Below are 13,470 nucleotides of genomic sequence, written 5' to 3' on the forward strand. Positions count from 1 at the left end.
CCCCCCCGGGCCGCTTTTGCCCACGCGGCTGGGCGGGGGGGGGCGGGGGGGGTGGGTCGAAAGGCCGACGCCCCTATTATTTCCAAGGGAGAGCCGGCAGACCTGATGGTCTCCAAGGCGAGCGTGGGTCGAAAGGCCGACGCCCCTATTATTTCCAAGGTAGAGCTTGGAGACCTGATGGTCCCCAAGGCGGGCGTCGGTCGAAAGACCGACGCCCTTTTTGTCGTTCCGAGAGACGCCGGCGGCCGGCGCAGGCGCACAAAAAGAAACCCCGGGACCTCACGGTCCCGGGGCGGGGAGAAGTCTCCTGGGAGAGACGCCTATTTCTTCGCCGCGGCCGGGCCGTAGAGCAGGCCGTTGAACAGGAACTTGAAGGTCCCGTAGGGCTGGGCCCGCTGGGTCACTTCGGGGCCCATGACCAGCAGCTTGCCCTTGCCGTAATCGATGTCGAGCACGCCTGTGGACCCTTTCAGCTTCTCCTGACCGACCGCCCAGCCGCTGCGAAGCGGCTTGTCGCTGTCGAACCAGGAGACGCGGGCCACGCCGCTGGCCGAGGCCTTCAGGTTGAAGGTCGGGCTGCGGTCGAAGAACACGTCGACCTCGCTGGGCATGCCGTAGGCGAGCGGCTGGGTGTTATCGACCTTGGCGCGCAGGACCGAGCCGGGAATGTAGAATTCCTTGGTCGACAGCCCGAGCACCTTGTCGCCGTCCTTCTTGGCCACGGCGACCTCGACCGGCGCGCCGAGAGCGGTCGCCAGGCGCGAGGACGAGCCGATGGTGATCACGGTGCCGCCGTTCTTCGCGAAGTCGGCGATCTGCGGCAGCGTCTTGTCGTCGGTGATCGAACCGAGCCAGCCGCGATACTCGGCCGGGATGTCCTCGGCCTTCGGCTGCGGGAATCCGCGGCCCGAGCGGAACGGGCCGCCTTGGGGCGCGGGCACCACGCCGTCGGCGAAGACCAGGACGTCGAAGTCCTTGGCCAGGTCGCCAGCGTCGAGCCGCTGCGGATAGACCACCTGGAACGGCGCCTCGAACTGCTCGAACAGCCACCGGTTCCAGCCCGAAGGCATGGAGCCTCCATAGACGTCGACCAGGCCGATGCGGATGTTCTTCAGCGGGATCGAGGCGCCGGCCGGCTTGGCGCCGACCGCATAGGCGTCGATGCCGAGATCCTTCACGCCCTGGGCCAGGATCGACTGGGCCTGGGCCGAGGCCGGCACCCAGATCGCGCCGGCGCCGAAGCTGGTCTTGCCCGCCTTGGCGCCGTCCTTGAGCCAGAACACCGGCGCGCCGGCCTTCAGCAGGCGGGCGGTGAGGGTGAAGCTCTTGTTGGTCTCGTGGCTGATCAGCCAGCCGGCCTTGCCCGAGCCCTTGATCGCACCGGGCGTGACCCCGATCAGGTCGGGAACGCGCTCAGTCGGGGCCGTGAAGCCGTCGAGGATCCGGTCGTACTTGATCCCCATCTGGTAGGCGAGGGTGTAGCCGGTGATGTCGTAGGGCGCCTTCGGCGGGCCGCCCGGATACTCGGTGTCGTGCGGGTGGTCCTGCGGCTCGAACATGTCGAGGATGTGCGGGCGATAGGCCTGGGCGGTCTTCACCACGTAGGACCCGGCCGGATAGGTCTTCTCACCGACCTTGAACGCCTTGGTCGCCTTGTCGACGTCGACGCCGCTCTTGATCAGGGCGTTCAGGAACGCCGTGACCGTCGGCATGTCGGCTTGGTCGGACGGAATGACGTAACCGCGAGGATCACGGCTTTCCGGCGTCTGGACGACCTTCTTGTAGATGCCCGGGTCGACCGCGCCGGCGCGGCCGAAGAACGAGGCCATCATGTCGTCCTCGGCCGCGGGCTTGGCGCTCTTGGCCGCCTCGTTCATGGCGTCGACCTTGGTCGGCGTCATGGTCCAGCTGTCCTTCGAGCCGCGCTCGATGCTGTTCGCGCCCATCTTGTAGATGTTGGACAGCAGGCGTTCGCGGTTGCGCGAGGCGTAGTCGATCACCGCGCGGTTCATGCTCCACTGGTATTCGACGGTCTGCGACAGGTGCCAGGCCTGCGGTTCGATCGGCATCGGCCGGTCGCCGTTGGGCAGCTGCAGGTTCGGCACCAGCTTCACGCTCTCGGGCGTCGGGCCGCCGATGATCTCGGTCAGCAGGCCGACGGCGTTATGGAAGTAGGCGATCGAGCGCTCCATCCCGTTGTGCCAGGTGGAGTAGGACGCCGCGCTGCGCGCGCCGGAGCCGGGCTTGTCCTCGGCGACCAGGCGGCTGTGCATCGCCATCCCCACCTCCTGCAGGGTGGTCATAACCAGCGGGTCGTAATTGTAGTTGAAGGGATCGCGGAACGGCGGGACGAACACCACCATGCCCGTCGGGCCGGTCTGGTGTTGGTTGAAGATGATCTGCGGATACCACTCGCGGAACAGCTGCTTGTTGACGTTGGTCGTCTCGGCCATCTGCGACATGAAGCTGTCGCGGTTGTTATCGTGGCCGACGTACTTCTGGTACAGGCGCGGGATCGAGTTGAACTCGCGTTTCTTCGGGTCCGGATTGCGCATGTACCAGTCCGAGACCAGCTCCATGCCGTCCGGATTGTCGTGCGCGAACAGGATGATGACGTCATCGAGCATCCGGAGGGTCTCCGGATCGTTCATGGTCAGCATCCGGTAGAGCGCCTGGATTTGGCCCTGCGAGGTCACCGTCTCGGTCGCGTGCAGGCCGGCGTCGATCCACACCACCGCCTTGCCCTCGGCGGCCAGCTTGGCCGCTTCGTCCTTGGAGAGGCCTTCGGCCTTGGCAAGGCGCTTGGAGATCGCCTTGTAGTGATCGAGCTTGGCGAGGTTGGCGGGCGAGGAGACGATCGCCATCCACTGGGTGCGGCCTTCCTCGGTCTTGCCGAAGTCGACCAGTTTCATGCGGTCGGACTGGCTGGCCAGGGTCTTCAGGTAGGATTCATAGGCGGTGTAGTCGGCGAGGAAGTAGTCGCTGCCGGGATTCTGGGCGAAGGCCTCGCTCGGGGGAGTGATGGACGCGGCATTGGCCGTCCCGCCCATGATCATGACCAGCGCCAGGGCGGCGCCCGTCAGTGCGTGTTTTCGCGTCATTCCCATCCCCATGTCTTGCCTGAAAGCCCCGGGCGCACTTTGGCCCGTCAGTAAGCGAGACGCATGGGGGCGTCGATTCCGCACTCTCGGTTGTGGGAGATTTTGCCGGATGCGGGACGGTACCGGAGGCTAGAAGCCCGGGCATGAAAAAGGCGCCGCGGGAGCCCTTGCTCCCGCGGCGCCCTTGCGATGGGGCTTACTCCGCGCCGCCGGCCTTGCGGTAGTCGAGCGGCGGCGCGCGGTCGCCGACCATGGCCTTGTACGTGAAACCTTCGCCCTGGCGCTGCTTCAGCTCGGCCTTGGCCTGCGCGATCAGTTCGGGGTTCGAGAACAGCTCCGCGCCCGTCAGCGACAGGGTCTTGGCCGCCACGGCTGCGCCCTTCAGGCCGATGCTCATGCCCGCCGCGGCCACGTTCTGCCAGCTATGGCCGGCCGAACCGGGCACGAAGGTCGCCGTCGAGAGGCCGACCGTCGGCGTGACCCACGAGATGTCGGCCACGTCGGTCGAGCCGCCGCCCGCGTCGCCCGAGGTGTCGGCCGGCGCGTAGGACTGGATCTTGGCCACCGACGACAGGTCGCCGCCGCCATTCGGCAGGGACTTGGCCAGTTCCTGCGCGAATTTGGTCTCTTCCGCCGTCCAGGTGATGCCGCCGACGCTTTCGAGCGAGGACTGCATGACCTTGCCCAGCACGTCGTTGGGCAGCAGGTTGTAGACGCCGCCGGTCTGCTCGAACTCGACCTTGGTGCCGGTGATCATGGCCGCGCCGTTGGCGGCGGTCTTCACCCGGTCCATCACGTCGACGACGATCTTCGGATTGGCGTTGCGGACGTAGTAGTAGACCTCTGCGAAGTCCGGCACCACGTTCGGCGCCTTGCCGCCGTTGGTCACCACGTAGTGGATGCGGGTGCGGTCCGGGATATGTTCGCGCAGGTAGTTGGTGGCGACGTTCATGATCTCGACGCCGTCCAGCGCCGAGCGTCCGGCCCACGGCGCGCCCGAGGCGTGCGCCGACTGGCCGTAGAAACGGAACTTGCCGCTGATATTGGCCATCGAGGTGCCCTGACGGGCCGAGTTCACGTTGCCCGGGTGCCAGTGCAGGGTGATGTCGACATCGTTGAACAGGCCGTCGCGCACCATGTAGACCTTGCCGGAACCGCCTTCCTCGGCCGGGGTGCCGTAGACGCGGACCTCGCCCTGAACCTTGTTGGCGATCATCCACTGCTTCAGGGCGATGGCGCCCGCCACCGAGGCGGCGCCGAACAGGCTGTGACCGCAGCCGTGGCCGTTGTCGCGGCCGGCGACCGGCTGCTTGGTCGGCACGGCGGCCTGGGACAGACCGGGAAGGGCGTCGAACTCGGCGAGGATCGCGATGACCGGGCCGGACCCGTTCTTGAAGCTGGCGACGAAGCCGGTCGGCTCGCCGGCCACGCCCGCCTTCACCGTAAAGCCGGCGGCCTTGAGCTGGTCTTGGAGGACCGCGGTGCTCTTGGTCTCCTGATAGCCGAGCTCGGCGAAGTTCCAGATCTTGAGCGCCGCGTCGTTCATTTTCGGCGTATAGGCCTCGACCGCGCCGATGAGCTGCGACTTGTCGGCGGCGGTCAGGGACGCGGCGCCGGCCGCGCCGGCGGCCAGCCAGGCGGCCGTGCAGAGCGCGCTGGCAGCCAGCGCCTTGGTGATGGTCTTCATGGGTCCTCCAGCACGCCGCAGGCAAGCGCGGCGCTTCGTCGTCAAGACGCAGGAAGGACGCGAATCCTCACTCGCCGGCGGGGGGATAGAGATCGATCAGCGACGGCGAGGTCTGGCCGGCCTTAGCCATACCGTAGGCTTCAAGCGTGGCGACGAAGCCGGCTACGTCGCCGGTCCGGAAGCGGCCGCTCAGCGGGGTAGCCGCCAGGGCCGCGTCGTTGATGCGCACCTTGCGGGCCGAGTAGCGGTTCATCTCTTGGACGATCGCGCCCAGCGGGCGATTCTCGAACACCAGGCTGCCGTCGCGCCAGCTGGTCAGGTCGGCGACGTTGCGCGACTGGACGGTCCATGGCTTGTCGCCAGCCTGCACCAGTTCGTGGCCCGGCGTAATGTCGACCACGGCATGGGCCGCAGCGACGCGGATCTTGCCTTCAAGCAGGCTGACCGACCACTGGCCCGGCTCGACGCGCACGTCGAAGGCGGTGCCGAGCGCGGTCACCGTGCGGCCAGACGCGGTCACCACGAACGGACGGTCCGGATTTTTCGCGACCTCGAAGAAGGCCTCGCCTTTCACGACGGTCAGACCGCGGCGGCGGCCCCATTCGTTCAGGCGCACTTCCGTGTCGGTGCTGAGGGTCACCTTTGACCCGTCCTCAAGGGTGACGATTTGCTGGCCGCCGACGGGGGTCGCATAAACGGCCAGCGCCCGCGGCGTCGCGGCGATCACAGCCTTGTCCTGACCCTCGGCGGCCTGCCGCCAGGAGCCATAGCCCAGCATGGCGCCGGCCGTCAGCAGGGTGGCGGCGATACCCGCGGCCCAGCGCATGTGCGGTTGGCGACGTGCGGCGGCCAGGTCGACCTTCATCGCCTGGCGCGCGGCGAGCACGCCTGGGTCATCCTTCAGGTCACCCATGCGGGTCCAGGCGCCGTCGACGGCGTCCCAGTCTCGACGATTGCGGGGATCGGCCGCCAACCAGGTCTCGAACGCTTGCCGCAGAGCCCCGTCGTCGGGGCGGCGCTGCAGCCGGACGAACCACTCGGCGGCGTCCGGGCTACCGGAAGGACCGATTTGTGGCTGGTTGTCGTTCATCGAATTCCTGCAGGCGGGTCGAGACGATCCGCAGAGCCTTGGTGACGTGCTTCTCGACGGCGCTGACCGAGATGCCCAGTTGCGCCGCGGTGGCCTTGTAGCTCATGCCCTCGAAGCGAACGAGCATGAATGCAGCGCGGGTTCGCGGCGAAAGTTGGTTCAAGGCCTCCAGCGCCACCGACGCCTCCTGCTTGGCCTGAAGGATCCGGTCGGGCGAAAGTTCGTCGAGCGGGTGGTGGGCTTCCTCGAGTTCGCAGTGCGCGCCCCGGCGCCTCACTGTGTCGCGGCGCCGACGGTCGAGAAGCACGTTGGTCGCGGTCTGGAAGATGAAGCTGGAGAGGTTCGACACCTCGCCGCCCTGACGCCGATTATGCAGGCGCAGGAGTACTTCCTGGATCAGGTCGTCGATTTCGTGACCGTCTGCCCGACGCCTGAAAAAGGCGCGTAAGGCTTGCTGGTAAGGAAGCGACGCATGCGCCAGCCCCTCCGGCTCGCCTCTAGGCCCGGTCGTTTCCGCCCACGCCATCTAGATTTCCTGAACACCCCGCATTGTCTTATTGGCGTCATGGTTGTTGATGGGGGGACCAAGGTCAATGACGTTTGGGAAGGGGGACGGCCAAGAAGCCCCCGTGCTGGATTTTCGGGCAGGGACGAAGCGATGATCATCGCGGGGGGCGCCAGGCGCGGCAAAGCGCCCGAGGGGAGGCATCCGGGGCTGACGGCGGATCGACGCCGGGCCAAAGGGCGTGGCGTTCGCAGGGAGTCGCGCGCCCGTTGAAACTGCTTCGTACAGGTTTTGTCCTGGCGTGCCTGTTGGGCGCGGCTCTGGCGGCGGGCCCGGCCCAGGCCGCGGGCCAGCGCGCGCAGTTCTCGATTCCCGCGGGCCTGCCGTTGGATCGGGCGCTGACCGCGTTCTCAGCCCAGAGCGACCGTGACATCCTGTTCGCGCCCGGCGTGGTGGCCGGTCTCAAGGCGCGGGCCGTGTCCGGCCGCATGGAGCCGGCAGCCGCGCTCAACGAGATGCTGCGCGGCTCTGGTCTGGTCTGGCGCGAGTTCGAAGGCCGCTATCTGATCGAACTGGCTCCGCCGCCGCCATCGCCGTCGCCGCCCGAGATGGTCTCGGAGGTGGAGAGTCTCGTGGTCACCGCGCTGCGCCGGCCTACGCTCGACCGCATGACGCCGATGTCGATGCGGGCGATGTCGGGCGACGAACTGTCGCGGGCTGGCGCGGTGACCTTCCAGCAGGCGGCCGCCCTGCTGCCGGGCCTGGCCCAGACCAATACCGGCACCGGCCGCAACCGTCTCAGCCTGCGCGGCGTCTACGGATCTGGCGAGGCGACTACGGCGCTCTATTACGACGACGTCCCGGTCACCGGCCCCAGCGGCACCACGGCTGATCCGGGCGGCTCTGCGCCGGAACTGCTGCTGGTCGATGTCGATCGGCTGGAATTGCTGCGCGGGCCGCAGGGGACGCTCTACGGCGCCAGCGCCATGGGGGGCGCGCTCAAGGTGCTCTTCAAAAGGCCGGATTTGTCGCGGGCCGGCGCCTCCGTCTCGGTCGAGGCCTCGACCAACGCCGGCCATTGGGGCCACGCCGAAACCGCGGTGTTGAACCAGCCTATCGTGCAGGACCAGCTGGGGGTGCGGCTCACCCTCTATCGCCGCAGCGAGCCGGCGTTCGCCGACAATGGCCGGCTGGGGCTTACGGGGACGAACGAGAGCACCATCTGGGGCGCGCGCGCCGGGCTCGGCGTCGAGTTCAATCAGGACGTCCAGCTCAACCTGTCGGTTGTGCGCCAGGAAAGTCGCGACGAGGATACCTCGGCCGGCGCATTGGGCGGGGCGGCCTATGTCTCCCAGAACTATGTCCGCACGCCTTTCGACAGCCGCCTGACCCTGCTGAGCGGCGCCCTCAACTGGCGCTTCTCGGGCATGCGGTTGACGGCCAACCTGGCCTCCTACGGTTGGAAGAGCACGCGCCATATCGAATACACCGGCACGCTGCTGAGCGAGCGCCTGAGCCCAGAGGGCTGCAAGCGCTACCTGCAGCTTCCTGTCGACGCCGGCTGCACCCAGGCGCAGCTCGACCGCTATTCGGCCTATGTCGACAGCCGTACGCCAGGCCTGTTGCACCAGCCGATCGATCTGCAGGCCCATGTCCAGGAGCTGCGTCTGCAGTCCGATACAGCCGGCTTCATGGCTTGGACCGCCGGTCTCTTTCGCGAGGCCCGCAGCGACGTCATCGACAGTCAGGTCGTGCTGGCCGATCGCACGACCGGCCGCCCGCGGTTCGACGACGGCTTCACCGGGCGTCGCATCGTCGACAGCCGGCTGACGCAGCGGGCGGTGTACGGGGAGGTCACGCTGGGCGCCGATCGCGACAGCTCGCTGACCCTCGGTGTCCGGCGGTTCGCCTATGACAAGCGCACGGTGGGCCAGGCCCTGGTCGTCAACGTGATCTCCAACACTGCGGAGGCGAACTTCCGGACCACGGCCGACGAGAGCGGCTGGAGCGTCAAGCTGCTCGCCAGCCATCGGTTCGGCCCCTCGACGATCGGCTATGTCCAGGCCTCTCAGGGGTTTCGGCCAGGTGGCATCAACACCGTCCCGAACCTGCCGCCGAACCTGGCCTCTTACGGCGCTGACAGCCTCTGGAACTATGAAGCCGGCTTCAAAGGCGGCTGGTTCGACAACCGCGTGCTGGTCAGCGCCGCAGTCTATCGAATCGACTGGCGCGACATGCAGTACACGGCCAACAGCACAAACGGGGCGTTCTCGTTCATCACCAACCTGGGAGCCGCCCGCGTCGTCGGCCTGGAGGCCGAGACCAGCTTCGTGCTGACTTCGCAGTTCAAGGGCGGGGCGAATCTGTCGGTCACCGACGCGGTCCTGACCCGGGACCAGGCCAGCAACGACGGGGTGGGCCTCGGCTCGGCCGGCGACCGCATCCCCGTAATCCCCAGGGTCGCTTTCGACGGGTGGGTGGAATACCGCCGCGATCTGCCTGCGGGCATGGAACTGATGGTGCGGGGCGATGCGGCCTATGTCGGGACTTCGCACAGCACCTTCGATCCGGGGCAGGGTGTCGACGCCCAGCTCGGCGACTACTGGCTGCTGAACCTGCGCGCGGCGGTGCGGGCAGGCGACTGGAGCTTTGGCCTCTACGGCGAGAACCTTGCGGGGGCCGACCAGCCGGTGTTCGCCACGACGGGGCGGTTGCCCCAGGCGTTCGCGCCGCGTCCGCGGCGGTTCGGCCTTACCGCCAGCTACGATTTCTGAAGGCCCGCCCCTGTGCGTCAGTTCCGGTCGTATAGCCGGTTCCGGGGCGCGAAAGAACATCTTGGCAACTCGGAACAAAGCGCGTACGCCTTGTCTCAACGGACGACGACGCCTTTGCGGGCTCGGACTGTCGGGTTGGAATCATGAAACAAGGAGCGCCCTTGCAATGAGTCAGTCGGCGTTGAAGCTCGTGGGACGAGAAGAAGGCGATAAGCAGCGCGCGCTTGAAGCGGCGATCGCGCAGATCGATAGGGCCTTTGGTAAAGGCTCGGTGATGAAGCTTGGCGAGAAGAGCCACATCGAGGTCGAGGCGGTGTCCACCGGCTCGCTGGGCCTCGACATGGCGCTCGGCATCGGCGGCCTGCCTAAGGGCCGCATCATCGAAATCTATGGCCCTGAAAGCTCGGGCAAGACCACGCTCGCCCTGCACGTGGTGGCCGAGGTCCAGAAGGCGGGCGGCGTCGCCGCGTTCGTTGACGCCGAGCATGCGCTCGATCCGCAGTACGCCAACAAGCTGGGCGTGAACCTCGACGACCTCCTGGTCTCGCAGCCGGACACCGGCGAGCAGGCGCTGGAGATCACCGACACCTTGGTGCGTTCGGGCGCTATCGACGTGATCGTCATCGACTCGGTCGCGGCCCTGACGCCGCGCGCCGAAATCGAAGGCGAGATGGGCGACCAGCTCCCTGGCCTGCAGGCCCGCCTGATGAGCCAGGCGCTGCGCAAGCTGACCGGCTCGATCTCCAAGGCCAAGACCCTGGTGATCTTCATCAACCAGATCCGCATGAAGATCGGGGTGATGTACGGCAGCCCCGAGACCACGACGGGCGGCAACGCCCTGAAGTTCTACGCCTCCGTGCGCCTCGATATCCGCCGCACCGGGTCGGTTAAGGTGCGTGACGAAATCCTGGGCAACAACGTCCGGGTCAAGGTGGTCAAGAACAAGGTCGCTCCGCCATTCCGTGAGGTCGAGTTCGACATTATGTATGGTGAAGGGATCTCCAAGCTGGGCGAAATCATCGACCTGGGGGTGAAGGCCGGGGTGATCGAGAAGTCGGGTTCGTGGTTCTCCTGGAACTCGACACGGATCGGCCAGGGGCGCGACAACGCCCGCGAATTCCTCAAGAACAACCCAGATATCGCCCAGCAGATCGAGAAGCAGGTGCGCGGCGCCAAGGATGCGATCGAGGAAGAACTGCTGGTCGGCCCGAGCGGCGACGAGGGTGAAGAAGACTAGGGATCGGCGTCGGCGGTCCGCCACGGCCGCTCGGAACCGGACCTTTCCAACCCGAGTCCGGACCCGCCCGGGTCGGCCGTAGCCCCCGCGCGGCGGCCGCCGATGCTCAAGGACGCTTGGACGCAGACCGTCCAGGCGTCCTTTTCCTTTGCGGGCGGCGCCAAAATCCGTAAACGGTCGCCGGCGGGCGGCGCCGAGAACGGCGCAATCCCATATCTATTTCATCGCTTTCAAAGTCCGACGAGCCATGCCGAGCCTCAACGAAATCAGAGCCGAGTTCCTGGGCTACTTCGAAAAGAATGATCACTTGATCATTCCTTCGGCTCCGCTCGTGCCGCAGAACGACCCGACCCTGTTGTTCGTCAACGCGGGTATGGTGCCGTTCAAGAACTACTTCACGGGCGCTGAAACCCCGCCGGCCCGCCGCGCGGCCTCCTCGCAAAAGTCGGTGCGCGCCGGTGGCAAGCATAACGACCTGGACAATGTCGGCTACACCGCCCGCCACCACACCTTCTTCGAGATGCTGGGGAACTTCTCCTTCGGCGACTACTTCAAGGAAGGTGCGATTGAGTACGCCTGGAACCTCCTGACCAAGGAATTCAAGATCCCGGCGGAGAAGCTCTGCGTCACCGTCTATCATACCGACGACGAGGCTGCGGCGCTCTGGAAGAAGATCGCCGGTCTGCCGGACGAGAAGATCATCCGCATCGCCACGAACGACAATTTCTGGTCGATGGGCGACACCGGCCCCTGCGGCCCGTGCTCGGAAATCTTCTACGACCACGGCCCGCACATCCCCGGCGGTCCGCCCGGCAGCCCGGACGAGGACGGCGACCGGTTCGTCGAGATCTGGAACCTTGTCTTCATGCAGTTCGAGCAGTTCGCCGACGGGCGGCGTATCGACCTGCCCAAGCCGCAGATCGACACCGGCATGGGCCTGGAGCGCATCGCTGCGGTTCTGCAGGGCGTGCACGACAACTATGACGTCGATCTCTTCCAGACTCTGATCCGGGCGTCGAAGGAACTGGTCGGTCCGGACGGCGAGCCGGCCTCGCATCGCGTCATCGCCGACCACCTGCGTTCGACCAGCTTCCTGATCGCCGACGGCGTCTCGCCCTCGAACGAGGGGCGCGGCTACGTGCTGCGCCGGATCATGCGCCGCGCCATGCGCCATGCTCACCTGCTGGGCGCGCAGGAGCCGCTGATGCATCGCCTCGCGCCGGTGCTGGTGGCCGAGATGGGCGAGGCCTATCCCGAGTTGAAGCGCGCCGAGCCGGTGATCGTCGAGACCCTGCGCCAGGAGGAGGAGCGGTTCCGCCGCACCCTGGGCCGCGGCATGACCCTGCTGGACGAGGCGACGGCCGGCATGAAGGCCGGCGACATGCTTTCGGGCGAAACCGCCTTCAAGCTCTATGACACCTACGGATTCCCGCTCGACCTGACCCAGGATGCAGTGCGCAGCAGGGGCCTGTCGGTCGACCTGTCGGGCTTCGAGGACGCCATGAAGCGCCAGCGCGATCAGGCGCGCGAGGCGTGGACGGGGTCGGGCCAGGCCGCCGCGGCGGCCGAGTGGTTCTCGATCCGCGAGCGCCTGGGCGCGACCGAGTTCCTCGGCTATGAGACCACCGAGGCGACCGGCAAGCTCCTGACCCTGGTGGCCGACGGGGCCGAAGTCGGTGCAGCGGCCAGTGGTCAGACCGTGTTCGCGGTGTTCGACCGGACGCCCTTCTATGCGGAGAGCGGCGGCCAGGCCGGCGACGTCGGCGAGATCGAGTGGAATGGCGGCAAGGCCCGGGTGCTCGACACCCAGAAGCAGGCCGGCGACCTGTTCGTGCACGAGATCGAAATCCTGCAGGGCGAACTCGCCCGCGGCGCCGAGGCGCGCCTGGCCGTCGATCCGGACCTGCGCACCACCACCCGCGCCAACCACTCGGCGACCCACCTGTTGCACGCGGCACTGCGCAACGTGCTGGGGCCGCACGTGTCGCAGAAAGGCCAGATGGTCGACGGCGAACGTATCCGCTTCGACTTCAGCCACGGCGGTCCGGTGACGGCCGAGGAGATCGAGAAGATCGAGGCCGAGGTGAACGCGGTCGTCCGCCAGAACCTGCCGGCCGTGACCGAGGAAATGGCGCCTGACCGTGCGATTGAAGCCGGCGCCATGGCCCTGTTCGGCGAGAAGTACGGCGACAGCGTCCGCGTCCTGACTCTCGGCAAGGCGCTCAGCGGCGACGGCAACTATTCGGTCGAACTGTGCGGCGGCACCCATGTCGCCCGCACCGGCGACATCGCGCTGTTCAAGATCGTGTCCGAAGGCGGCGTCGCCGCCGGCGTGCGGCGGATCGAGGCTCTGACCGGAGAGGCGGCGCGTCGCTGGCTGACCGAACAGGCGGGCGTCGCCAAAGCCTTGGCCGATCAGTTCAAGATTCCCGTGGCCGAGGTGGCCGCGCGCGTCGACGCGCTGGAGGCTCAGCGCCGCAAGCTCGAAAAGGAACTGGCCGAGGCCAAGCGCCAACTCGCCATGGGCGGCGGCGGCGGCGCAGCTGGACCCGAGGAGATCGGCGGCGTCCAGGTGATCGCGCGCATCATGGACGGTGTCGGCGGCAAGGATCTGCGTCCCATCGCCGAGGAGTTCAAGAAGCAGCTTCCGGACGGGGTGATCGCCCTGGTCGGCTCGGCTGAAGGCAAGGCGGCCGTCACGGTCGCCGTGACTGGCGCCGCGGCGGGCAAGTTCAGCGCGGTCGACCTGGCCAAGGCGGCCGTCCAGGCCATGGGCGGCCAGGGCGCCGGCGGTCGTCCGGACTTCGCCCAGGGCGGTGCGCCTGATGGCGCTAAGGCGGTCGAAGGCATGGCGGCGATTAAGCAGTTGCTGGGCGCCTGATCGGTTCGTCAGGGATGACATCAACGGCGCGGGGAAATCCCGCGCCGTTTTGATTCGAGGCTCACGCGCGGCCCTGTCGCTTCAGTCGCGAACACTTTGGCTTCGGGACAGGGCGTCAGCTCACGGAACAGTTCTTTCTCGCCTGAGGGGCGAGTCGGGTTGTCGGGCCGTCCGTTAAGCTCTAGTTCACCATCC

Annotated in this window: 7 protein-coding genes; 3 read left to right on the plus strand and 4 right to left on the minus strand. The window is 67.1% G+C overall.

Annotation, left to right across the window (positions count from 1 at the left end; all coding sequences use genetic code 11):
* Positions 1–320 precede the first annotated feature (320 nt).
* From ACE3T2_RS01155 to ACE3T2_RS01170, 4 genes are all read right to left on the minus strand, one after another.
* Positions 321–3,101: a M14 family metallopeptidase gene (locus tag ACE3T2_RS01155; protein ID WP_374653811.1), complete on the minus strand. Its 2,781-nt coding sequence runs from the start codon at positions 3,099–3,101 to the stop codon at positions 321–323.
* 196 nt (positions 3,102–3,297) lie between these two features.
* Positions 3,298–4,788, minus strand: coding sequence for an amidohydrolase (locus ACE3T2_RS01160; protein ID WP_374653813.1), 1,491 nt, complete (start codon positions 4,786–4,788; stop codon positions 3,298–3,300).
* A gap of 67 nt (positions 4,789–4,855) precedes the next feature.
* On the minus strand, positions 4,856–5,878 hold the full coding sequence (locus ACE3T2_RS01165) for a FecR domain-containing protein (RefSeq protein ID WP_374653815.1): 1,023 nt from the start codon (positions 5,876–5,878) through the stop codon (positions 4,856–4,858).
* Entirely contained in the window at positions 5,841–6,404 is a 564-nt protein-coding gene (locus ACE3T2_RS01170; protein ID WP_374653817.1) for an RNA polymerase sigma factor, read from the minus strand. Before ACE3T2_RS01170 ends, ACE3T2_RS01165 begins: the two co-directional genes overlap by 38 nt.
* Positions 6,405–6,652: 248 nt before the next feature.
* On the opposite strand from ACE3T2_RS01170, the gene ACE3T2_RS01175 reads away from it, so the two are divergent.
* From ACE3T2_RS01175 to alaS, 3 genes are all read left to right on the plus strand, one after another.
* The gene (locus tag ACE3T2_RS01175) at positions 6,653–9,157 is read left to right on the plus strand and encodes a TonB-dependent receptor plug domain-containing protein (RefSeq protein WP_374653819.1); all 2,505 of its coding nucleotides are present in this window, start codon (positions 6,653–6,655) and stop codon (positions 9,155–9,157) included.
* A 166-nt stretch (positions 9,158–9,323) separates the two neighbouring features.
* The gene (gene recA, locus ACE3T2_RS01180) at positions 9,324–10,394 is read left to right on the plus strand and encodes a recombinase RecA (RefSeq protein ID WP_374653821.1); all 1,071 of its coding nucleotides are present in this window, start codon (positions 9,324–9,326) and stop codon (positions 10,392–10,394) included.
* 247 nt (positions 10,395–10,641) lie between these two features.
* Positions 10,642–13,275, plus strand: a complete 2,634-nt coding sequence (gene alaS / locus ACE3T2_RS01185) for an alanine--tRNA ligase (RefSeq protein WP_374653823.1) — start codon at positions 10,642–10,644, stop codon at positions 13,273–13,275.
* The last annotated feature ends 195 nt before the right edge of the window (positions 13,276–13,470 follow it).

Source organism: Phenylobacterium sp. (genome assembly GCF_041919955.1).
Taxonomy (GTDB): Bacteria; Pseudomonadota; Alphaproteobacteria; order Caulobacterales; family Caulobacteraceae; genus Phenylobacterium.